The organism is Paraeggerthella hominis, from assembly GCF_021044775.1.
Taxonomy (GTDB): domain Bacteria; phylum Actinomycetota; class Coriobacteriia; order Coriobacteriales; family Eggerthellaceae; genus Paraeggerthella; species Paraeggerthella hominis.
Genome location: NZ_JAJNOQ010000002.1, coordinates 18,879 through 40,169, shown reverse-complemented (window position 1 = coordinate 40,169; position 21,291 = coordinate 18,879). Strand labels below are relative to the sequence as shown.

Sequence of the window (21,291 nt, the reverse complement as noted above, 5' to 3'; positions counted from 1 at the left end):
ACGGGGGATGCAGAGCGTTGCGCTGTCGGGATAGGGTGTGAAGCGTTGCGGGGAAGGGGAGCGCCGGAGGGAGGCGCGATTCTCGCACGGAAGGGAGTGACAGCATGGAGCTCGATCGCAGGAACTTTCTGAAGGGAGCGGCGGTCACGGCTGTTGGAGCCGTAGGCGCGGCTACGTTGGCGGCGTGCTCGCCAGCGAGCAAAGCCGACAAGGATGCGGAAGCCGCCAATGCCGGCGTACCGGAGGGCGAGTCGTACAATACCGCTGCTACGGCGCAGCGTAAGTGGGCCTTCGAAATCCCGCCTGCGCCCATCGCCGATGCGGACATCAATTATCACAGGATAGCAGATGATTCCTTCGCCGGACCCATCCTCGTGGCGTGAGGCTTCGGAGATTACGTCGACAGTTCAAGCGAGGTTTGTTTCCAGGCGCGTTTCCGGACAATGTTCCCTCTATTTCATATTATCCTTGACAAAGGATAATATTGCCGTTAAAGTACTACGTGATGAAACGACCAACTTCTCCGGTTTCCTCGTTTCACTCGTCCAAGCGCAGACCGCCTCCCCCGCGGTCTGCGCTTGCGTTTGGGCCGGGGCGGCTGGCCGGCCAAATCCCGCCGCCGCGAAGCAGTTCCTCGAAGCAGCAGCGCCTTCTCATCCGCCTCTTTTGCGTTGGCTTGGTCCGATCGATGCCGATTTGTCTATAATGAACAGCAGTATGCCTTGCACGTGGCCGGGCGCTTTGCGCTTCGGCACCCATAAGGAAAGGAAGTTTCGTGGCAGACATTCACTTCGGCACCGATGGATGGCGCGCTATCATCGGCGAAGACTTCACGAGCGATAACCTGGTGCGCGTCGTGGACGCGGCCGCTCGTATGTTCAAGGAAGACGCGGTGGCGGCCGGCCGACCGGCTGACGCGCCGGGCACGTTGATCGTCGGTCATGATTGCCGTCAGGATGCGCATGCCTACGCGCAGTTGGCGGCCGAGGTTGCTGCGACGCAGGGCTTTGCGGTCAAGCTGACGCAGGATTACTGCCCCACGCCCACGCTGTGCTGGTCCGTGGCGCAGGACGCCGACGCGGTGGGCGGCATCATGCTCACCAGCAGTCACAACCCGGCTGAATACCTGGGCGTCAAGTTGCGCATGGCCGACGGCGGCGCGGCGGGCAAGGACTTCACCGATCGCGTGGAGGCGGCGTTCGTCGACGAGCCTCTTGAAGCTCGCGGAACGTATGAGACGGTGGATCTCATGACGCCGTACCTGGCTACGCTGAAAGAGCGCGTTGACGTCGAGGCTATCCGCAGCGCCAACTTGCGCGTGGTGGTGGACCCGCTGTACGGAGCGGGTCGCCTGTACCTGGCGAATCTGCTGCGCGATCTGGGCGTTGAGGTGTGCGAGATCAACAATGCCGAGGATCCCACGTTCGACGGGCTGCACCCCGAGCCCATTCCGCCCTGGGTTGACCGCTGCTTGGCGAAGGTTCCCGAACTGGGCTACGATGCCGGCTTTATCAACGACGGCGATGCCGATCGTATCGGCGCGGTGGACGAGCACGGCAATTTTGTGAACCCGCACCGCATCATCACGCTGATTACGTCGCATCTGGCCGAGGACAAGGGCCTTTCCGGCCGCGTTGTGTCCACCATCACGGCGTCGGCCATGCTGGCTCGCCAGTGCAAGCGCTTGGGCCTGGAGCTGACCAGCACGCCCGTGGGCTTCAAGTGGATTTACGCCGAGATGGAGAAGGGCGACGTCATGCTGGGCGGCGAGGAGTCCGGCGGCATCGGCATTCCCGGCCACGTCATGGAGCGCGACGGCCTGCTCATGGCGTTGCTGCTGTGCGAAACCATGGCGCAGCGCGGCATGAGCCTGGGCCAGCTGGTGGACGACATGTTCCAGAAGGTGGGCAAGCTGGAGTTCGAGCGCCAGGGTCTTACCATCACCGACGAGCAGATGGCGAATTTCCGCGCGAACATCGTGCCGAGCTACGCACCCGAAAACGTGTGCGGGAAAAAGGTCGTCGACGTCGATCGTCGCGACGGCGTGAAGTTTTACCTGGAAGGCGATGCATGGGTGATGATGCGCCCCTCCGGCACCGAGCCGCTCGTGCGCATTTACGCCGAAGCCGAAACCGTGGACGAGGTGCGCGATCTTCTTGCTGCTGCTGCGGAAGTGGTGACGGCTTAATTTTCGAGGACGCGTTTCGCGTTGCAAGGAGGGCCGGCTTCGGCCGGCTCTCCCGATGGGAAGCGGGACCGGTAAGACGAGATAGGGCGGAGGGGCAAGGTCGGTGACGTAGCCCCTCCGCCTCGCTCGGCTTTACCGGTCCCGCCCTTTTGCGTCGCCCCGTTTGGGAAGCTTCTTGAGCAGGGCCCAGGCCACTTGTTTTTCTTGGCCGTCGTCGAGCATGCGGGAAAACGACCGGAACGCCACGCAGGTGCGTCCGAAAACGCGGCTCGCTTTTCCCGGAACGGCTTTGCATCGGTACGTCTCGCAAAGCGCCTTAAGAGCGGCCTCGTCGGTTGCGACAAGGCAGAGCGGGTCCACGCCTTCGATCAGCAAAAACAGCGCTTGGCTGTCAAGGGGCGTTCCCTCGGGGGCTAACGTTGCGAACAGGCAGGCATCGCGCCCGTACCCGAGGGCTGCGGCGGAGCTGTTCAGCGCATTGCGACTGCGCTCGTCAAGCTGTTGCGTGCTCAGCACGCACACGAGCCCCGAGCGCGCGCCGCTCAGGTGGGCTCCGAACAGCTCCCACGCTTCATCCAATGCGACCTCGTACATGTTACCGTTTGCAGATTTTTTCACACTGTCCCTTGCGGTCCATTCTGGTTCGCCGTATAACAATCATGATAGCAAGAAACGGGCAGCTTGCGCCGCGCTTCCTGCAAGGGGCGGTTGCCGTACGATAAAGGAGGCTCGCTATGTGCACGAACGGTATCAACACGGGTCAGTTCGAGCAGATGATCGACCAGATCGACGACCATATTAAGCTGGAGCGCCGTTGGGCGCACTCCCTTGGGCATACGGCGGGCGATGCCGGCTACGCTACTGTCAGCGAGAAGCTGCATGCGGCGCAGGCGCTGCTCGACGATGTGCGCGCGTTGCTCGACGAGGCCAAGGACGCCCTTGAGGACGACGCCGAGTCGGCGGGCGGCGTTACCGTCAGCCTGGTGTAAGCGGAGCATCCATGGGCAATGATCTCATGCGGTTCTCGGTTGCAATGCCCGAGGATTTGCTTGTTCGATTCGACCAGCTGGTAGCGCGTCGCGGCCTGGCGAAGAACCGCAGCGAAGTCGTGCGCGACTTGGTGCGGGATGCGCTGGTGGAAGACGAATGCTCCACGCCCGGCGTTGAGGTGGTGGGCACGATCACCATCGTGTTCGATCACCATGCAAGCGATTTGCAAGAGAAGCTGCACGCCATCCAGCACGAGTATTTTCAGGAAATCGTTTCCTCGATGCACGTCCATCTGGATGCGCACAATTGCCTGGAGGTCATCGTGGTGCGCGGTGAAACAGGCTTGGTGCAGGATATCGCGAACCTTATTCTGGGCACGAAGGGCGTGCAGAACGGTCGTCTGGTCGTAACTACGACCGGGCAGTATATGTAGGGAGCAGTATGGACACGACGGTCATGTTGGGCCACGGCAGTGGCGGTACCATGATGAAACGCATCATAGACGAAGTTTTCTTCGCGGCGTACGCCGGAGACGAGCTGTTGCGCGGTGACGATGCGGCGGTGCTGCCCGCCCCTGCTCCGGGCGAGCGCTTGGCGTTTTCAACCGACAGCTTCGTGGTTACTCCGCATTTTTTCCCCGGCGGCGATATCGGTCGTTTGGCCGTGTGCGGCACGGTGAACGATGTGGCTACAAGCGGCGCAACGCCACGCTATCTGAGCTGCGGATTCGTGCTGGAAGAGGGATTTCCCATCGAGGATTTGAAGCGCATTTGTGCATCGATGGCCGAATGCGCTCGCGAAGCGGGCGTTGCGCTGGTCACCGGTGACACGAAGGTGGTCAACCGCGGTCATGGCGATGGGGTGTACATCAACACCTCGGGCGTGGGCACGCTTTCCGAAGGCATCGACCTGGGCGGGTCGCGGTGCCAGCCTGGCGATAAAGTGCTGGTCACGGGAACCTTGGGCGATCACGGCATCACCATCATGAGCTGTCGCGAATCTCTTTCGTTCTCGGCTGACCTGGAAAGCGACGCCGCGCCCCTCAACCATTTGATCGCCGACGTGCTTGCGGCGGCTCCTTCTACGCGCTGCTTCCGCGACCCTACGCGCGGCGGTTTGGCGTCTACGCTGAACGAGCTTGCGGCGCAGTCGGGGACCGACATCACGATCGAAGAGGATGCCGTTCCCGTAAAGCCTGCCGTACAGGGCGCGTGCGACATGCTGGGTTACGACGTGCTTCAGGTGGCGAACGAGGGCAAAATGGTGTGCGTGGTAGCCGCCGATCAGGCCGAAGCCGCGTTGGCTGCCATGCGTGCGAACCGCTACGGTGCCGACGCCGCCATGATCGGAGAGGTTTCCGCTGCGCAGCCGGAACGCGGCTCCAAGGTGTTCTTGCGCACGGCTTTCGGCGGCACGCGCATTCTCGACATGCTGGTGGGGGAACAACTGCCCAGAATTTGCTAGATATTCGAAGCCGTTCTTGTTGAAGCGGGACTTGAAAGCGCCGCGCGGTTGTCGATGGTAAATCGACGGCGCTTTTCGCGCCGCACCCTGAGAATTTCACCATTTTTTCTTGCAATCGGCGGGAATAATGGTATCTTGCGGGCATGAAGTTTTGGGGAAGCCCTCCGGCCTTGGCGCTGGGTTGCTTTAAAGACGAGAAGGAGTGTTATCATGGCTCACCCGGTTATCGAAGCCGATGAGTGCATCGGCTGCGGCATCTGCGTCGATGCGTGCCCGCAGGAAGTGCTCGAAGTCGTTGGCGGCGTCGCTGAGGTCGTGAACGAGGACGCCTGCATCGCATGCGGCGATTGCGTTGAAGAGTGCCCCATGGGCGCCATTCCCGAGGTTGTCGAAGAGTAACTTCCTCACTCGGACTGCTCGCTTGAGCGAATTTGAAGCTCTCGTCTCCTTCGTAGGAGGCGGGAGCTTTTTTGCGTTCGGCGCTAGGCGCGCAACGCTTTCGATCGGCGGGTCTTCATCCGGTTGCCCCGGCGCTTCTGGCCGCCGGTGCTGCCGCCGCTTCGCGCCCGGCTTTTCATTCTTGCGCGGGCTGCGCCGTTGCTTCGCGGGCTGGTCCGCGGTCTTGTGAACTTGTCGGAAGCGTCGGCCTTGCAACAGGTGCGTGCATGCTGCGTAACAAGTGCCGAATTGCCCCTGAAGGAGTTGCTGCGGTGTCTATAGTTGGCGTGTTGAAATAACTTGTGTGACAAATTGGTAACTAACTTGACAACCAAAGACTTAGATTATATATTCCAAAACATCGAAAGCGGATTGAGCGTCGAGGCAGCACCTTTTGCTTGGTCCTTGCTGACGACCGCGCGCTCCCGAGCGCGCATTGCATGCGAATACAACAACTGCTGACACGTGAACATTGGTTACAAACTCCAACAGAGAGGAAGCATGATAATGGGTAAGATTCTAGGCATCGACTTGGGCACCACGAACTCCGCCATGGCCGTGATGGAGGGCTCCGAGCCCGAAATCCTCGTTAACGCCGAGGGCGACCGCACCACGCCGTCCGTCGAAGGCTTCCGTAAGGACGGCGAGCGCGTGGTGGGCAAGGCCGCGAAGAACCAGGCCGTCACCAATCCCGAGAACACGGTTGCATCCGTGAAGCGCTTCATCGGCCGTTCCTTTAACGAGACGGGCGAAGAGCAGAAGACCGTCAGCTACAAGGTCCAGAAGGGCAAGGACGGTCGCGCGGTCGTCGACATCGACGGCAAGGACTACACGCCGGAGGAAATCTCCGCCATGGTTCTGCAGAAGCTCAAGAACGACGCCGAGAAGCAGCTGGGCGGCCCGGTGACCCAGGCGGTCATCACGGTTCCCGCGTACTTCAACGACGCTCAGCGCCAGGCCACCAAGGACGCCGGCAAGATCGCGGGCCTCGAAGTGCTTCGCATCATCAACGAGCCGACGGCCGCTGCGCTGGCCTACGGCCTTGACAAGACCAACAAGGACGAGAAGATCCTCGTCTTCGACCTGGGCGGCGGCACGTTCGACGTGTCCATTCTCGAGCTGGGCGACGGCGTATTCGAGGTTGCGGCTACCGCAGGCGACAACCACCTGGGCGGCGACGACTGGGACCAGCGCGTCATCGACTGGATGGCTGATAAGTTCAAGGCTGAAAACGGCATTGACCTGCGTGCCGACAAGATGGCTCTGCAGCGTCTGAAGGAAGCCGCCGAGAAGGCGAAGATGGAACTGTCCTCCACCACGCAGGCCAACATCAACCTGCCCTTCATCACGGCTGACGCGTCCGGCCCGAAGCACCTGGACTACACGCTGACCCGCGCTGAGTTCGAGCGCATCACGAAGGACCTGCTGGATCGCGTTCGCACCCCTGTCGAGCGCGCGCTCAAGGACGCGGGCCTCAAGTCCGGCGACCTTGACGAGGTCATTCTGGTGGGCGGCTCCACCCGTATGCCCGCCGTGCAGGACATCGTGAAGAAGCTCACCGGCAAGGACCCGAACATGTCCGTGAACCCGGACGAGGTCGTGGCCATGGGCGCTGCCGTCCAGGGCGGCGTGCTGGCTGGCGACGTCGAGGGCATCCTGCTGCTGGACGTGACCCCGCTTTCGCTGGGCGTCGAGACCATGGGCGGCGTGATGACCAAGATGATCGACCGCAACACCACCATCCCGACCCGCAAGACCGAGATCTACTCCACCGCGTCGGACAACCAGACGTCGGTCGAGGTCCACGTCCTGCAGGGCGAGCGTCAGATGGCGGGCGACAACAAGACGCTGGGCAAGTTCCAGCTGACCGGCATCCCCGCGGCTCGTCGCGGCGTGCCTCAGATCGAGGTTACGTTCGACATCGACGCCAACGGCATCGTGAACGTGTCGGCCAAGGACCTGGGCACCGGCAAGCAGCAGCAGATCACCATCTCCGGCTCCACCGCGCTGAACGACGACGAGGTCGAGCGCATGGTGAAGGATGCCGAGCAGCATGCTGAAGAGGACAGGAAGCGCAAGGAAGAAGTCGAGATCCGCAACAACGCCGACGCTTTGGTGAACGCCACCGAGCAGACGCTGGCCGAAGTGGGCGACAAGGCTCCGGCTGACGTGAAGGCTGCTGCCGAAGAGGCCATCGCCGAGGCGAAGACGGCTCTGGAGGGCTCCGATATGGATGCCATCAAGGCTGCGACCGAGAAGATGCAGCAGGCCGGGTACAAGCTGGCCGAGGTCGTGTACTCCACCGAGGGCGCCGCTGCCGGTGCCGGTGCGGCTGCCGCTGAGACGGCTCCTGCCGACGACACCATTGAAGCTGACTACGAGGTTGTCGAAGACGACGACACGAAGGAAGGGAAGTAATCGCCATGGCCCAGCCGAGCACACCCTCGCCGGCGCGCGCGGCGCAAGGCGAAGGCAAGCAGATCCCCATTGAAGACGTCCGCGCTGCTGCCGAGGAGTCTCAGCAGCAGGGACGCGATGCCAACGCGGGCGACGGCGCCCCCTCCTCTTCCGACGCCGTGGCCGATGCTGTCCCGGTCGATCCGCAAGGATCGGCCGAGGGCGGCGCCCCTGGAGCGGCTTCGGCCGAAGGCGCCGAGGCTGCTGCGGAAGCCCAGCCGACCAACGACGAGCTGGTCGCCCAGGCCCAGGCGGAAGCGCGCGAGTGGCAGGACAAGTTCATGCGCTTGCATGCCGAGTGGGATACGTACCGTCGCCGCACGACCGAGCAGCGCGAAGTCGAGAAAGCGCGCGCTACGGAGAAGCTTGTTTCCGGGCTGATCCCCGTCATCGACGACTTCGAGCGCACTATCGACTACGCAGCCAAGAACGGTGAAACAGGACTGTTCGACGGCGTGAAGGCGGTGCATGCGAAGTTCGTCGGCGTGCTGACGAAGGACGGCGTGCAGGTTATCGATCCGGCGGGCGAGGCGTTTGATGCGCTGGAAGCCCAGGCGGTTGCCACGGTCGATGACGCAAGCGTCCCCGACGAAACGGTGAGCGAAGTGTACCAAAAGGGTTACAAGATGGGATCAAAGGTCTTGAGACCCGCAATGGTGACCGTTACCACCGGCGGACCAAAACGCGAAAAGCCGCAGGAAGACGCGGAAAAGAAGTAAAGCAACGGTAAGCGGGCGACACCATACGGTAGCCCGCTTTTGCTTAATGATGAACAGGTAACAGCGAGGCTTCGGCGCGATGTCGTGGGCCTCCTCACATTGAAAGGAAGGTGGAGCGCATGTCGGCCACTCCCGACTATTACAAGACGCTGGGCGTTCCACGCACGGCGACGGCCGATGAGATAAAGAAGGCGTTCCGCAAGCTGGCACGAACGCACCATCCCGACGCCGGCGGCGACGAAGCGAAGTTCAAGGAGATCAACGAGGCGTACGAGGTTCTTTCCGACGACAAGAAGCGCAAGCTGTACGACCAGTACGGCACGGCAAACGAGAACCATATTCCCCAAGGCTGGGGCGGCGGTGCCGTGAACGTCGAAGACATCTTCGGCGGCGGCGCGGGTGGCTTCGGCAGCTGGGCCGATATTCTGGAGAGCATTCGCCACGGAGAAGGGGCCTTCGGTTCCGATTGGGACTTCAACGGCTCCGGTTTCGGCGGCGCCCGCCAGCCGCGCCCGCGCAAGGGCCAGGACATGAACGTGACGTTGAACGTGACGTTCGACGAGGCGTTTTCGGGTGCCGAGAAGCGTGTGACCGTGCGCGTTCCGGGCCGCGGCGAATCGGAAACCTTGACGGTGAAGATTCCGGCCGGCGCCGTCGACGGCGGTCGTCTGCGCTTCAAGGGCAAGGGCGGTCCGGGCGAAAACGGCGGCGCATCGGGCGACTTGCTGATCACCACCAAGATCGACGAGCATCCCTACTACAGCCGCAAGGGCGCCGACGTGCTCATGGACGTGCCGGTAAGCGTGGCCGAGGCGGCGCTGGGCGCGAGCGTGGTGGTTCCCACGCCTGACGGCACGAAGGTGCGCGTGAAGGTTCCCGCCGGCACGCAGGACGACACCGTTCTGACCGTGCGCGGCAAGGGCGCTCCCAAGGTGAAGGGCGAGGGCTCGGGCGATCTGAAAATTGCCGTCAAGGTGCTGGTTCCGAAGGAAATGAACGAAGGCCAGAAGAAGGCTATGGAAGATTACCTGGCTGCGACGACGGAAGACGTGAGGAGCTGGGCGCAATGAGCGAACGTACCGACCGCAACCGCCCGCTGTACATGATCAGCGTGGCCGCGCAGCTGGCTGGCGTGCATCCCCAGACCTTGCGTGCTTACGAGCAGAAGGGCCTCGTGTCTCCGCAGCGCACCAGCGGCAACACCCGCATGTACTCGCAAGCGGACATCGAACGCCTGGAGCTTATTAACGAGCTGACGGGCGAGGGTATCAACTTGGCAGGCGTCATCCGCATTCTGGATTTGCAGGGGCGCCTTGACGAGCGCGACAACGAACTTGACGACCTGCACAAACGCGTTCGCCGCCTGGCCGACCGCGTGCACGAGCTGGAAACGCGCGAGAGCGTCAGCGCCCTGGTGCGCGTTTCCGACCTGCCGCCCTCGTTTCGACAGCTACCCTAGCTAGACCTGCTTTTGCCATAGACGAAAGCGAAGGAGGAACGTATATGAACATGGGCAACTTGAACAAGCTGGCCCTCAGCGCGCAGGAGGCGCTTCAGCAGACGATCGTGATCGCTTCTGAAGCCGAGGCCTCCCAGGCGGAACCGATCCACATGCTGAAGGCATTGCTCGAATCGAAAGAAAACAATCTGTCCGCCATCATCAAGCGCATTGGCGCGGAGCCTTTCCAGCTGCTTGCCAACGTGGATGCCGAGATTCAGCGCATGCCGAAGGTCAGCTCCAACAGCAACATGATGATGAGCGGCATTCCCGGTCCCGCTTTGCTGGGCGTGATCGACAATGCGGTGAAGGTGGCCGAAAAGCTGGGAGACAGCTACGCTACAAGCGAGCACCTGCTGATTGCCCTGTCTGAAGATAAGGGCGCGGCGGGCAAGGTTTTGAGCGTGGCGGGCGTAACGCGCAAGACCATCGAAGCCGCCTACGATGAGCTGCGCGGCGACACGCGCGTGACCGACCAGCAGAATAAAGTGCAGTTCGAGGCGTTGGAGCAGTACGGCCAGAACCTGACCCAGCAGGCGCGCGAAGGCAAGCTGGACCCGGTGATCGGCCGCGCCGAGGAAATCCGCCGCACTGTACAGGTGCTGAGCCGCCGTACGAAGAACAACCCCGTGCTCATCGGCGAGCCGGGAACGGGCAAAACGGCCATCGTCGAAGGTCTGGCGCAGCGCATCGTGGCAGGGGACGTCCCCTCCAGCTTGAAGGATCGCGACATCATCACGCTGGACCTGAGCGCGATGCTGGCCGGCGCCAAGTACCGCGGCGAGTTCGAGGATCGCTTGAAGGCCGTGCTGCGCGAAGTCAAGCAGAGTGAAGGCCGCATCATCCTGTTCATCGACGAGCTGCACACCATCGTGGGCGCCGGTTCCACGGGCGACAGTTCCATGGACGCGGGCAACATGCTGAAGCCCGCCCTCGCCCGCGGCGAGCTGCACGCGATTGGCGCGACCACGCTTGACGAGTACCGAAAGTACATCGAGAAGGACGCCGCTTTGGAGCGTCGTTTCCAGCCGGTGCTGGTCAGCGAGCCTACGGTCGAGGACACCATCGCTATCCTGCGCGGCCTTAAGGAAAAGTACGAGATCCATCACGGCGTGCGCATCACCGACAGCGCCATCGTTGCCGCGGCCGAGCTTTCGAACCGCTATATCTCCGATCGATTCCTGCCCGACAAGGCCATCGACCTCATGGACGAGGCTGCCAGCCGCCTGCGCATCGAGATCGACTCCATGCCGGAAGAGGTCGACGCTGCCGAGCGCAAGCTCACGCAGATGCAGATCGAAGAGCAGGCGCTCATGAAGGAGAGCGACGAGGCTTCTCGCGAGCGTCTTGACGTGCTGCGCCGTGAAATCGCGTCGGCTCGTGAGGACTTGGACAAGCGCAAGGCCGAATGGCAGAACGAGAAGGACGCGATCGAGAGCGTGCAGAACCTCAAGCTGGAGCTGGAAGGCGCCCAGCTTGAAGAGGAGCGCGCCACGCGCGAGGGCGATCTAGTGAAGGCATCCGAAATTCGCTACGCGCGCATTCCCGCATTGCAGCAGCAGCTGCATGCCGCCGAGGAAGCGCTCAACGTCAAGCAGCAGGACGGGGCTATCCTGAAAGAGGAAGTCTCCGACGACGAGATTGCCGAAGTGGTGTCCACCTGGACCGGCATCCCCGTGCAGAAGATGATGCAGGGCGAAATGGCGAAGCTGGTCGACCTTGAGGATAAGCTGCACGAGCGCGTGGTGGGCCAGGACGAGGCCGTGTCCTCGGTTGCCGGTGCTATTCGACGCAACCGTGCGGGCCTGTCCGACCCGGACCGCCCCATCGGCAGCTTCCTGTTCCTGGGCCCGACGGGCGTGGGCAAGACGGAGCTGGCCAAGGCGCTGGCGGAATACCTGTTCGACAGCGAGAAGGCCATGGTGCGCATCGACATGTCCGAGTACATGGAGAAGTTCAGCGTGCAGCGCTTGATCGGCGCGCCTCCGGGATACGTGGGCTACGACGAAGGCGGCCAATTGACCGAGGCCGTGCGCCGCAAGCCGTACAGCGTCATTTTGCTGGACGAGATCGAAAAGGCACACCCGGACGTGTTCAACATCTTGCTGCAGGTGCTCGATGACGGCCGTTTGACGGACGGGCAGGGCCGCGTGGTGTCGTTCAAGAACTCGATCATCATCATGACCAGCAACGTGGGGTCGCAGTTCATTCGCGAATTTGCCGAGCATGGCGACGAAAAGGCTATGAAGCAGGCCATCGACGGCGCGCTGCGCGCGACGTTCAGGCCCGAGTTCATCAACCGTATCGACGACGTGGTGGTGTTCAACGCGCTCAACATGACGAACATCGAGCCTATCGTCGATCTGCAGCTTGAGGAAGTGCGCGCGCGTTTGGCGGATCGTCGCATCACGCTCGATGTGACGCCTGCCGCGATGGAGCACTTGTCCATCGACGGTTACGATCCCATCTTCGGAGCGCGCCCGCTCAAGCGCCTCATCCAGCGCGAGATCGTGGACCGTATCGCGCAAAAGGTGGTCGAGGGCAATCTGCGCGACCGCAGCCACGTGCTGATCGGCATCGACCAGGACGGCAACTACGAATGCACGGTTGAAGATCCCCTGGACTTCGACAGCTTGACCTTGGATGCGACGCCTATCGACTAGCGTATCTTTTCATGCGAACGAGCGAAGGGTCCGGCATTGCCGGGCCCTTCGCGGTTGCAGGGCCGGTCGAGGCGGCGGGACGGAGGTTGGGGGCAGGGCGGCAAGGTGGGGGAGCAGGTGGATTTCCCGAATTGCTTTCGCTACGCTCACGTTACCTGTTTTCCGTGGTCAGAGTAGGGAAAAAGTCTTATACTGAAGGGGAAGCAGAGGCGGTGGGCTCAGGGCCTGCCGCGACCGAAAGGGGGCCGATTATGGCTGTGAACAACCTGCTTGTTGCGTTCGACGAATCCGAGGGCGGACGCCGCGCTCTGGATATGGCCGTCAGCTTGGCCGAAGTCAATCCCGCGGTGCATATCGACATCGCGTACGTCGTTCCCATCCCGTTGCTGGACGAGAGCCAGATGGCCAGCTTCAAAGAGATTCTCGACATGATGATTTCCGACGGGGAGGATTTGCTGGCCGAAGCGGTTGCGGACGTGCGCGAGGACGTGGCGGCTCGCATCGACTCCTTGTTGCTGACAGGCACGAACCCTGCCACCGAAATTCTCAAACTGGTCGATCAGCGCGAGTACGACCTGGTGGTTGTGGGGAATCGCGGTTTGAGCGGCCTTAAAGAGTACTTGGGCAGCGTGAGCCACAAAATACTGCACGGCTCCAAGATTCCGGTGCTGGTTGCAAAGTAAGCGCACTTCTTGCATGGATTCGCCAACGTGCGGACGGCTTGCCCCGTCCGCACGTTTTTTTCTGGCTCGTGCATGGTGGGTCGGCACTCGCCATGCATCGGCGGCGTTGTGGCGCAATCCTGTGGTTCAGCATCATGGGTTCGGGCATTATGTTCGCCTCGCAGGGCCGTGCGCTTCCCGCAGCTGGTCGTGCGGAACAGTTTGCCCATACCCGTCCACGTGTCTGCTTGAGCGGGACGCGCACGGCCCTGCAAGGCGAACCTGTAACCTTGGAATCTAGCTGCCGTTCGGTTGGGAACCTGCAACTGTTTCCCCGTGCCAGTCGATGATGCCTCCCATGTCGGTTACGTTTTTGTACCCCAGCGATACCAGCTTCTCGGCGGCCTGCCTGCTGCGCACTCCCGAGCGGCAATAGATCAGCAGCTCGGCATCCGGGTCCGTCAGTTCGGCGGGTTGCTGGTCGCCGATGGTCTCAACGGGAATGTTGATGGCACCGGGGATGTGTCGTTCGGCGTATTCCTTTGGTGTGCGCACGTCGACTACGGTGACGCCTCCTTGCTCGATCAAGCCTTGGGCCTCGATGGAATCTATGGTTCGATGCGCGTTGGATGATGCGTCGGATTCGCTCGTGCGCTCCATGCTTGTTCCTTCCTGGGTTGACGACGGGTTCGAGCAGGCGACAAGCGCCAGCAGCCCTGCTGTTGCAAGGACGGCAAGGCTCAGTGCCAGGCCGAGGCGTTTCGTTCGAAGGTTCACGGTCCTTGCTCCTTATCTGCCGGTACAGTATGTACGTGCAATAACTGTAACTTTAGCAAGTACAGATTGGGGAGTCAATAAAACAATAGCGAATGACTATGGAATTCATAGGTGCCGCATGCTTTCGTTTGCGGCGGCCGAGCGATTCCTGTGCTTGAGCGGTTGTCGCGCGGGCGATCCCCCGCTGGCGCGGTGCTGGCGATGCGGCTTGCGGCTCGTCGTTGGCTTTAGCGCGCCGACGGACGTGCGCGCAGCTCCCAGAAGGCTACCGCGCTCGCCGCAGCTACGTTGAGCGAATCCACGCCATGGGCCATGGGGATGCGCACCGTGTAATCGCAGCGTGCGATGGTGCTGCGGGAAAGGCCGTCGCCTTCCGTTCCCAGCACGATGGCCAGCTTTTCCTCGGTGGCAAGAGCGGGGTCGTCAAGCGATACGGAGTCGTCGGAAAGAGCCATGGCGGCCGTTTTGAAGCCCAAACTGTGCAGCAGGGGGACGCCCTCTTCCGCCCAGGTGCTGTGGCCCGTTGCTCGGGCGGCGTCATCGTCTCCGATGCGGGTCCAAGGTACTTGGAACACGGTTCCCATGGAAACGCGCACGGCGCGCCGGTACAGCGGGTCGTAGCACGAGGGCGTGACCAGCACCGCATCTAAGTTCAGCGCTGCGGCGGAGCGGAAGATGGCTCCCACGTTGGTGTGGTTCGTAATGTCTTCGAGCACCGCGATGCGCCGAGCGTTGGCAACCACGTCGGCAACGCTGCGCGGCTTGGGGCGACGGAAGGCGGCCAGCGCACCGCGGGTCAGCTCGAAGCCGGTGAGTTTCGCCAGCTCGTCGTGCGGTGCGACGAACACGGGCACCTCGGGGTGATCGAGGGCGATGCGATCGATGACGGGCTGCAAAGCGGGAACCCATTTCGCCTCCATGAGCATCGACAGCGGCTCCAAGCCGGCTTCGAGCGCTCGCTCGATGACCTTTCCCGACTCGGCGATGAATATGCCTTTCTCGGGTTCGAGCTTGCTGCGCAGCTGCGCTTCGGTCAGGCGCGCGTACGCGTCGAGCCGGGGGTCTTCGAGCACGTCGATCTCTAGCAGGGGCATGGGTACCTTCTTCCTTAAGCGTTGCGCTGCGCTGCGCGCGCGTTGGCTGCCGTGTCGCGAACGTCGGCCAAGCCGCGGTCGCAGAACTCCTCGCACGTCATGATGTGCGCCCCGATGTGGGCCATGTCCTGGATGTTGGCCGCTTGCACGGCGGGGGAGCGCGATGACGTGCAGTCCTCCACGACCACCACGTTGTAGTCGAGCGACAGCGCGTCGTAGCAGCTGGTCCGGATGCAGTTCGGCGTGGTGGTGCCCGTGAGGACCACGGTGGTGATGCCCAGCCTTCTGAGCGTCAGGTCGAGCGACGTGTTGAAGAACGCCGAGAAGCGCGGCTTCACCAGCACGCGGTCGCCCGGTTGCGGCGCGAGCGGCGCCGGTTCCTCAAGCGAGCGCGGGCTTGCGCATGCGGTCGATACCGGCTTGCCGCCTTCGGCCCACGCTTCGTGTCGGCAGGCTTCCACGTCCGATCCGTCTTCGGCGTACGAGCGCACCACGTGAAACACGGGCATCCCCCTGCGCCTGGCCGCATCCAGCGCGCGGGCGCAGGCGGGCACCGTGGCGGCTGCGCCCGCTACGCACAAAGACGATGACGCGTCGATGAATCCATGCTGCATGTCGATGATCAGCAATGCGGCGGTGCGGGGGTTGATCATAGGGCGCTCCCTCGGGTGATTTCGAATTGGCTTTTATGATAATCGATCAAGCCCTCCCGCTTCATGCGGGAAAGCTCGGCGCACATGGCGCTGCGGTCGATTGACAGGTAATCGGCCAGCTCTTGCCTGTCAAACGGGATGGTGAACCGATGCCCTCCGGCCATCTCGGCCTGGTCGGACAAATACGACAAGAGTTTCGCCCGCGTTGTGCGTTTGGACGTGTGCTCGATCTTGCGGGTGAGCGCATGCGTTCGCCGCGCTACCACGCCCAGCACGTTGCGAATGAGCTGCGCGTGGAACGCGCAGGAGGTGGGGCACATGGTGGTAACGCGGCCTACGTCCATGAACAGGATCGTTGTTTCCTCGGCGGCTATTACGTTGATGTCGTAGGCAAGATCCTGCTCGCAGGCGTACACCTCGCCGAAGGATTGCCCCGGACCGAAGGATGCAAGGATGCTGCGGTTTCCCCACCAGTCTTCTTTTTCGAGCCGAACCGACCCTTCCAGCACCAAGCCCATGGTCGACGAGGTGTCTCCTATGCGAAAGACGGCCGATCCTTTGGGGTAGCTGCGCTGGTGCGCGCCCAGGCATTGCAGCATGGAGTCGACGTGCTGCGGATCGATGCCGTGGAACAGGGGCGAGCGGTTGATCAGATGGGCGTAGCGGTCCATTGTGCTCCTTTGTTGGAATTACAACGGAAAGCATAGCGGTTGTGTCGTAGGGTTGCAACTACGCAAGACGAGAGCGGGCGAGCGCGTTCTGGTTTCGCGGCGCATGCTGCGGACCGAGGGAGGCGCGGACCCTCGAAAGAGAGGAAGAGCAATGACGGATGCGAATGCAATGTTTTGCTTCCAGTGCGAGCAGACCATAGGGTGCAGCGGTTGCACGGGCGCTGCGGGAGCGTGCGGCAAGCAAGCTTCCACCGCCCAGGTGCAAGACGAGCTGACGGGCGCGCTCGTGGGCCTGGCGCGTACGGTGCGTGCGGCGGGCGTGACGGGCGATGCTCGCCGCGCGGCCGACGATCTGGTGATGGAAGGGCTGTTCGCCACGTTGACGAACGTGGACTTCGACGATGCGGAGCTGGAATCGCTTGTACGGCTCGCTCGCGCGCAGAAGGCGCTCATAGCTGCGGATGCGGGCATGGATCAGGCTCCCGACCTGGACTTGCGTGAAGTTTGGAATGATCTGGAAGACGTACGCTCGCTCAGGTCGCTTGTGCTGTTCGGCTTGCGCGGGATGGCCGCGTATGCGTATCATGCTGCGGTTTTGGGGTATCGGGACGAAGCCGTGTCCTCGTTCATGCACGAGGGGCTTGAGGGGGTTGCCGTTGCGCAGGCCGACGAGCTGCTGCCGCTGGCGCTCATGGTAGGCGAAGTGAATCTGCGCTGCATGGAACTGCTCGACCAGGCGAACACGCAAACGTTCGGCACCCCCGAGCCCACCACCGTGTCGCGCACGGTGGAAGCGGGTCCGTTTATTGTGGCAACCGGTCATGACCTGCATGATTTGAAGTTGCTGCTCGACCAGGCGGCTGGCCGCGGCGTGAACGTCTACACGCACGGAGAGCTGCTTCCCGCGCATGCGTATCCGCTGTTCAAGCAGTATCCGCATCTCAAGGGGAACCTGGGAACGGCCTGGCAGAACCAGCGCGACGAGTTTGCGGAGCTGCCCGCACCCATCCTGTTCACCACGAACTGCCTCATGCCGCCGGCATCCTCCTATGCCGATCGCGTATTCACGACCGGCGTGGTGGCGTATCCGGGTGCCGCGCACATCGGTGCTGCGGAAGATGGCAGCAAGGACTTCGGCCCCGTCATCGAGCGCGCGCTCGAACTGGGCGGGTTCGCCGAGCCGCGCGTATTCGCAGCTATCGAAGGCTCGCGCGGGGAGAGCGCCGGCGCCGACGCGTCGCTTGTGACCGGGTTTGGCCACGGCACTATCCTGGGAGTTGCAGACACGGTGGTCGATGCGGTGAAGCAGGGCGCTATCAGCCATTTCTTCCTGGTGGGCGGATGCGACGGCGCGCGCCCCGGGCGCAGCTACTTCCGCGAGTTCGTGCAGAAGACCCCCGAGGACAGCATCGTGCTGACGCTTGCGTGCGGGAAGTTTCGCTTCAACGATCTGGACCTGGGATCTATCGGCGGCCTGCCGCGCCTTATGGACATGGGGCAGTGCAACGACGCGTACGGCGCGATCAAGGTTGCCGTGGCGCTGGCCGAGGCGTTCGAGTGCGGCGTGAACGATCTGCCGCTGACGCTGGTTCTGTCGTGGTACGAGCAGAAGGCCGTCTGCATCCTGTTGACCCTGCTGCACCTGGGGATCAAGGGCATCTACCTGGGCCCGACGTTGCCGGCGTTCGTTTCTCCCGCCGTGCTTGACGTGCTGGTGCGCGAATTCGACGTGCATCCCGTGGGCGATCCGGAGCACGATCTTGCCGCGATTCTGAAGGCGTAGGCAGGTGAGGGCATAGGGCTTTCGCGGCCGGGGCTGCTGCTGTTGGAGCGCAGCCCCGGCCGCATTGCTTGCGGGGCGCGCGTCGCGTGCGACATGCGGCGCGTCGTGCGAACCCCGCGCCCTGTCGCCGCGCCCTGCCGTGCGGCGTGCGCCCTGTTGCCGCGCCCTGCCGCCGCGCGTCGCGTGCGGTTGATTTTCGTGCGTTTTCGGTTCCTGCGGCATCGTTGGTTTCGTTTTGACGGCGAGGGGTATACTGCTGGGCAGAAGAACAGCAGAAAGGACCGTCTCATGACCGTATCCCGGTGCGAATCCGCGCTTGACATTGCCGCCCATCCGATCGAGCATCCGTCGTTTGACCAGTTCGTTGCTACTATCGCTGCCTTGCGCGCGCCCGACGGCTGCCCGTGGGATCGCGAGCAAACTCATCAGAGCATCGCGCACAACATGATCGAGGAAGCCTATGAAGCGGTCGATGCTATCGAGGCCGGAGACAGCTCCCACCTGCGAGAAGAGCTGGGCGACGTCTTGCTGCAGGTGGTGCTGCAAAGCCAGATAGCCTCCGACGCGGGGTCGTTCGACATCAACGACGTATGCTCCGACGTTAATGCGAAAATGGTGCGCCGCCATCCGCATGTGTTCGGAGAGAGCCAGGCCGCCAATGCGGGCGAGGTCTTGGATTTGTGGGATCAGGTGAAGCTTTCCGAAAAAGGAACGGCGGACGAAAGCGCGCAAGCCGACGGCGCTCGTCCTTCGGGGCTTCTGGACGGCGTCCCCACCAGCTTCCCCGCGCTTATGCAGGCTCAGAAGATTTCGCGCAAAGCAGCTTCGGCTGGATTCGAATGGAAAACCCTTGAGGACGTGTGGGCCAAGGTGGACGAAGAGGTGGCCGAGCTTCGCGAGGCGTACGCGGCAGCCCCCAAGGCTTCGAACGGGAAGATCGATGCGAGCGCGGCCGACCCCCGCGCTGCGCAATTGGCCGCAGCCGTCGAGCTCGAGTTCGGCGACGTGCTGTTCAGCCTGGTGAACGTAGCGCGCCGCATGGGCGTGGACGGCGAAGGGGCCTTGCGTGCAACCTGCGCGAAGTTCCGCGCTCGGTGGTCGTTCATGGAGGGCGCGGCATGGGCGCAGGGCCGCCGCATCGAGGACTTTTCCGCCGATGAGCTTGAAGCGCTGTGGGAAGAATCAAAGGCTGCGTTAGCCGGTGCGAGCCCTTCGATGTAGGCTATCATACGACCTTTACCGCGTACTGTTGTAAGGAGCATTGTCATGGAGGTGGCGTTCGGCGTGAAAGACGAACCCTTGTTTTCGGGTGAACGGGCTGATCAAAACGGGTCCGTGGAAGAAGGAGGGATCCAGCCGGCGTTTCGTTCGACCGATGATTTGCGCGGGCCCATGGATGACCTGTGGCGCCTGCGCGAGGCTGAGGCGAAAACACGCGAGATCATTCAGAAGTACCAGGCTGCTATGCGTGAAATGCAGGTGCGGTTCGAGATTTTGGACCAAGATCTCAACCTCAAGAAGAATCGCAATCCCATTCACCACATCGAATCGCGCATCAAGAAGCCTGCGAGCATTTTCGAGAAGCTGGAGCGTTACGGAAAAGAGCCCACGCTCGAGAACATGGAACGCTACATCATGGACATCGCGGGCGTGCGGGTGATCTGCTCGTACATCCACGACGTATACAACCTGCTGGAGCTGCTTCAGAAACAAGATGACCTGTCCATCGTCACGGTGAAGGACTACATTGCAAGTCCGAAGCCCAACGGATACCGCAGTTTGCACGTGATCGTGCGAATTCCCGTGTACTTCCTTGACAAGAAAGAGTTCATTCCCGTGGAAGTGCAGCTGCGCACGATCGCCATGGATTTTTGGGCCAGCCTCGAGCATGATCTCAAGTACAAGGCGGTGCGCGAGGTGGAGGGGCTTGACTCGTATGCCGAGTTGAAGGATTGCAGCCGGATTATCGAGGATGTCGAGGCCCGCATGCAGGTGCTCGCTCGCAGCCTGGAGATGGGCAAGTAGCTGCTTGTCGCGTTAAGCGGCAAACGGCAAACGGCAAGAGAAGAGGGCCGTATGCGTCTGCGACGCGTTTGCGCGCAGCATGCATACGGCCCTCTTCGATCCTTCGAAGTTCGGAGTTCAGAGGTCGGCTAGTTGTCGAAGTTCTCCGAGAAGCGGGCGATTTGCTGGTTCTCTTGCAGCACGGCGGCGCTTTGCGGCTGCTCGATGCGGCGCACGAAGAAGCGAACGTAGTGGCTGAAAACGTACGCCACCATGACAATCGCAATGGCCGTTTCCGCAACGAACAGCAGGTCGAGCGCTTCGGGCAGGGCGACGCCGCTTGCTCGGAAGAAGACCAGGGCCTTTCCCAGCGCCGTTGCCGTGATCACGAACGGAAACGTCATGGCGGCGTAGCTTGGGTAGAACCGAAGGCGCAGAAGGCGGGGCAGCTTCGACAGCACCAGGACGAACAGGGCTTGCGCCAGCACCAGCATCGCGGCTACGAACAGGGGGTTGGGGTCGGCTGCGGTTGCCAGGTACCCTACAAGCGACAGGCTCATGGGCGCCGTGTAGATGCAGAACAGCGGGCGCGCTGCCTCGGGAATTTCATGCTTGGCGTAGCGGTAGGTCACCAGCGCAAGCAGTACCAGGTAACAGGCGAATCCGAACCAGAACAGCACGTGGCCGGCACCCGTCATTGCAAATGTAGGTGACGTGACCGAGGCCACGACGATTCCCACGTAGCAAATAAAGTAGGTGGGGAACACCTCGTGCAGTTTGAAATGGGCGATGAACCGCGCGGTGAACCATCCCATAAGGGCCAAGTGCGAGATGACGGCGGCGGCCCAGATGGCGAAGGCGAGTTCGTAGGCGGCGGGCGCCAGGTAAACGGCCAGCTGCATAAGGGTCATGAACAGCGTTGCGCTGACGCTTGCCAGAATGGAATTATGCAGGTCGTCGCGAATCATGTTGGGGAACAGGACGATTTTCGCAGCGAGCAAAGCAATGAGGGCAAACGCGAGCACGCCGCAAATGACATGGATCGCTTCGGTGTACGGTTGCAGTAGATTGCCCAGCGCTGCCAGGCCGAGCGCGACGCCAGCGGTGGGGATGGGCACTTTTTGTATGACGTTGAGCACGGCTCGCCTTTCTGTTGAGCTTATCGTAAACGAGAATAATCTTGTTGTAGGTGATCTCGCGATGATTCACGCGAAACGCGCAGCTTCCTGA

General features: G+C 62.2%; 21 protein-coding genes. 15 read left to right on the top strand and 6 right to left on the bottom strand.

The genetic code is table 11. The annotated features are described in order from the left end of the window. The first annotated feature begins 104 nt into the window (after window positions 1-104). Together LQE90_RS02415 and LQE90_RS02410 are read left to right on the top strand one after the other, a co-directional pair. Window positions 105-383, top strand: coding sequence for a twin-arginine translocation signal domain-containing protein (locus tag LQE90_RS02415; RefSeq protein ID WP_216529191.1), 279 nt, complete (start codon window positions 105-107; stop codon window positions 381-383). 392 nt (window positions 384-775) lie between these two features. Further along, complete coding sequence (locus LQE90_RS02410; protein WP_216529192.1) at window positions 776-2,188, top strand: phosphohexomutase domain-containing protein; 1,413 nt, start codon at window positions 776-778, stop codon at window positions 2,186-2,188. A 132-nt stretch (window positions 2,189-2,320) separates the two neighbouring features. On the opposite strand, the gene LQE90_RS02405 is transcribed toward LQE90_RS02410, so the two are convergent. Then, entirely contained in the window at window positions 2,321-2,806 is a 486-nt protein-coding gene (locus LQE90_RS02405; protein WP_225749580.1) for a hypothetical protein, read from the bottom strand. Window positions 2,807-2,922: 116 nt separating this feature from the next. On the opposite strand from LQE90_RS02405, the gene LQE90_RS02400 reads away from it, so the two are divergent. The 10 genes from LQE90_RS02400 to LQE90_RS02355 all read left to right on the top strand — a co-directional run bounded on the left by LQE90_RS02400 (window position 2,923) and on the right by LQE90_RS02355 (window position 13,100). Beyond that, window positions 2,923-3,177, top strand: a complete 255-nt coding sequence (locus LQE90_RS02400; protein ID WP_114566631.1) for a dynein gamma chain protein — start codon at window positions 2,923-2,925, stop codon at window positions 3,175-3,177. 11 nt (window positions 3,178-3,188) lie between these two features. Continuing rightward, window positions 3,189-3,611 (top strand): nickel-responsive transcriptional regulator NikR, encoded by a 423-nt coding sequence (nikR, locus tag LQE90_RS02395; protein ID WP_114566630.1) that lies wholly within the window; start codon window positions 3,189-3,191, stop codon window positions 3,609-3,611. An 8-nt stretch (window positions 3,612-3,619) separates the two neighbouring features. Then, a complete protein-coding gene (gene hypE / locus LQE90_RS02390; protein WP_216529193.1) occupies window positions 3,620-4,642 on the top strand; it encodes a hydrogenase expression/formation protein HypE in 1,023 nt (340 codons plus the stop codon). 210 nt (window positions 4,643-4,852) lie between these two features. Then, the gene (locus tag LQE90_RS02385; RefSeq protein ID WP_114566628.1) at window positions 4,853-5,041 is read left to right on the top strand and encodes an ATP-binding protein; all 189 of its coding nucleotides are present in this window, start codon (window positions 4,853-4,855) and stop codon (window positions 5,039-5,041) included. 546 nt (window positions 5,042-5,587) lie between these two features. Next, the gene (gene dnaK / locus LQE90_RS02380) at window positions 5,588-7,498 is read left to right on the top strand and encodes a molecular chaperone DnaK (protein ID WP_114566627.1); all 1,911 of its coding nucleotides are present in this window, start codon (window positions 5,588-5,590) and stop codon (window positions 7,496-7,498) included. A gap of 5 nt (window positions 7,499-7,503) precedes the next feature. After that, the gene (locus LQE90_RS02375) at window positions 7,504-8,256 is read left to right on the top strand and encodes a nucleotide exchange factor GrpE (protein WP_114566626.1); all 753 of its coding nucleotides are present in this window, start codon (window positions 7,504-7,506) and stop codon (window positions 8,254-8,256) included. A gap of 119 nt (window positions 8,257-8,375) precedes the next feature. Continuing rightward, window positions 8,376-9,326: a DnaJ C-terminal domain-containing protein gene (locus LQE90_RS02370; RefSeq protein ID WP_114566625.1), complete on the top strand. Its 951-nt coding sequence runs from the start codon at window positions 8,376-8,378 to the stop codon at window positions 9,324-9,326. After that, window positions 9,323-9,715: a heat shock protein transcriptional repressor HspR gene (locus tag LQE90_RS02365; RefSeq protein ID WP_114566624.1), complete on the top strand. Its 393-nt coding sequence runs from the start codon at window positions 9,323-9,325 to the stop codon at window positions 9,713-9,715. Before LQE90_RS02370 ends, LQE90_RS02365 begins: the two co-directional genes overlap by 4 nt. 44 nt (window positions 9,716-9,759) lie before the next feature. Then, complete coding sequence (gene clpB, locus LQE90_RS02360; protein WP_114566623.1) at window positions 9,760-12,417, top strand: ATP-dependent chaperone ClpB; 2,658 nt, start codon at window positions 9,760-9,762, stop codon at window positions 12,415-12,417. 251 nt (window positions 12,418-12,668) lie between these two features. Next, entirely contained in the window at window positions 12,669-13,100 is a 432-nt protein-coding gene (locus LQE90_RS02355) for a universal stress protein (protein ID WP_114566622.1), read from the top strand. A 276-nt stretch (window positions 13,101-13,376) separates the two neighbouring features. Here LQE90_RS02355 and LQE90_RS02350 read toward each other — a convergent pair whose 3' ends face one another. The 4 genes from LQE90_RS02350 to LQE90_RS02335 form a co-directional block, all read right to left on the bottom strand. After that, complete coding sequence (locus LQE90_RS02350; RefSeq protein ID WP_225749576.1) at window positions 13,377-13,856, bottom strand: rhodanese-like domain-containing protein; 480 nt, start codon at window positions 13,854-13,856, stop codon at window positions 13,377-13,379. Window positions 13,857-14,083: 227 nt separating this feature from the next. Continuing rightward, window positions 14,084-14,950 (bottom strand): TrmH family RNA methyltransferase, encoded by an 867-nt coding sequence (locus LQE90_RS02345; RefSeq protein ID WP_216529194.1) that lies wholly within the window; start codon window positions 14,948-14,950, stop codon window positions 14,084-14,086. 14 nt (window positions 14,951-14,964) lie between these two features. Next, window positions 14,965-15,603, bottom strand: coding sequence for a cysteine hydrolase family protein (locus LQE90_RS02340; protein ID WP_216529195.1), 639 nt, complete (start codon window positions 15,601-15,603; stop codon window positions 14,965-14,967). Beyond that, window positions 15,600-16,274: a Crp/Fnr family transcriptional regulator gene (locus LQE90_RS02335; RefSeq protein ID WP_114566619.1), complete on the bottom strand. Its 675-nt coding sequence runs from the start codon at window positions 16,272-16,274 to the stop codon at window positions 15,600-15,602. The genes LQE90_RS02340 and LQE90_RS02335 overlap by 4 nt, the downstream gene beginning before the upstream one ends. 151 nt (window positions 16,275-16,425) lie before the next feature. On the opposite strand from LQE90_RS02335, the gene hcp reads away from it, so the two are divergent. The 3 genes from hcp to LQE90_RS02320 all read left to right on the top strand — a co-directional run bounded on the left by hcp (window position 16,426) and on the right by LQE90_RS02320 (window position 20,082). After that, complete coding sequence (hcp, locus tag LQE90_RS02330; RefSeq protein WP_216529196.1) at window positions 16,426-18,057, top strand: hydroxylamine reductase; 1,632 nt, start codon at window positions 16,426-16,428, stop codon at window positions 18,055-18,057. Between the two features lie 288 nt (window positions 18,058-18,345). Next, window positions 18,346-19,278 (top strand): nucleoside triphosphate pyrophosphohydrolase, encoded by a 933-nt coding sequence (mazG, locus tag LQE90_RS02325; RefSeq protein WP_216529197.1) that lies wholly within the window; start codon window positions 18,346-18,348, stop codon window positions 19,276-19,278. A 45-nt stretch (window positions 19,279-19,323) separates the two neighbouring features. Further along, window positions 19,324-20,082, top strand: a complete 759-nt coding sequence (locus LQE90_RS02320) for a GTP pyrophosphokinase (protein WP_114566616.1) — start codon at window positions 19,324-19,326, stop codon at window positions 20,080-20,082. Between the two features lie 128 nt (window positions 20,083-20,210). Here the strand turns inward: LQE90_RS02320 and LQE90_RS02315 are convergent, their stop codons facing one another. Continuing rightward, on the bottom strand, window positions 20,211-21,200 hold the full coding sequence (locus LQE90_RS02315) for a TDT family transporter (RefSeq protein WP_216529198.1): 990 nt from the start codon (window positions 21,198-21,200) through the stop codon (window positions 20,211-20,213). Window positions 21,201-21,291 lie beyond the last annotated feature (91 nt).

Bases quoted from the DNA above. Each gene is read 5' to 3' on its own strand.
- LQE90_RS02385 (WP_114566628.1), top strand. From the start codon at position 4,853: ATGGCTCACCCGGTTATCGAAGCCGATGAGTGCATCGGCTGCGGCATC.
- LQE90_RS02355 (WP_114566622.1), top strand. From the start codon at position 12,669: ATGGCTGTGAACAACCTGCTTGTTGCGTTCGACGAATCCGAGGGCGGA.
- LQE90_RS02335 (WP_114566619.1), bottom strand. From the start codon at position 16,274: ATGGACCGCTACGCCCATCTGATCAACCGCTCGCCCCTGTTCCACGGC.
- LQE90_RS02370 (WP_114566625.1), top strand. From the start codon at position 8,376: ATGTCGGCCACTCCCGACTATTACAAGACGCTGGGCGTTCCACGCACG.
- clpB (WP_114566623.1), top strand. From the start codon at position 9,760: ATGAACATGGGCAACTTGAACAAGCTGGCCCTCAGCGCGCAGGAGGCG.
- hcp (WP_216529196.1), top strand. From the start codon at position 16,426: ATGACGGATGCGAATGCAATGTTTTGCTTCCAGTGCGAGCAGACCATA.
- nikR (WP_114566630.1), top strand. From the start codon at position 3,189: ATGGGCAATGATCTCATGCGGTTCTCGGTTGCAATGCCCGAGGATTTG.
- LQE90_RS02340 (WP_216529195.1), bottom strand. From the start codon at position 15,603: ATGATCAACCCCCGCACCGCCGCATTGCTGATCATCGACATGCAGCAT.
- dnaK (WP_114566627.1), top strand. From the start codon at position 5,588: ATGGGTAAGATTCTAGGCATCGACTTGGGCACCACGAACTCCGCCATG.
- LQE90_RS02400 (WP_114566631.1), top strand. From the start codon at position 2,923: ATGTGCACGAACGGTATCAACACGGGTCAGTTCGAGCAGATGATCGAC.
- LQE90_RS02345 (WP_216529194.1), bottom strand. From the start codon at position 14,950: ATGCCCCTGCTAGAGATCGACGTGCTCGAAGACCCCCGGCTCGACGCG.
- LQE90_RS02365 (WP_114566624.1), top strand. From the start codon at position 9,323: ATGAGCGAACGTACCGACCGCAACCGCCCGCTGTACATGATCAGCGTG.
- LQE90_RS02415 (WP_216529191.1), top strand. From the start codon at position 105: ATGGAGCTCGATCGCAGGAACTTTCTGAAGGGAGCGGCGGTCACGGCT.
- hypE (WP_216529193.1), top strand. From the start codon at position 3,620: ATGGACACGACGGTCATGTTGGGCCACGGCAGTGGCGGTACCATGATG.
- mazG (WP_216529197.1), top strand. From the start codon at position 18,346: ATGACCGTATCCCGGTGCGAATCCGCGCTTGACATTGCCGCCCATCCG.
- LQE90_RS02375 (WP_114566626.1), top strand. From the start codon at position 7,504: ATGGCCCAGCCGAGCACACCCTCGCCGGCGCGCGCGGCGCAAGGCGAA.
- LQE90_RS02320 (WP_114566616.1), top strand. From the start codon at position 19,324: ATGGAGGTGGCGTTCGGCGTGAAAGACGAACCCTTGTTTTCGGGTGAA.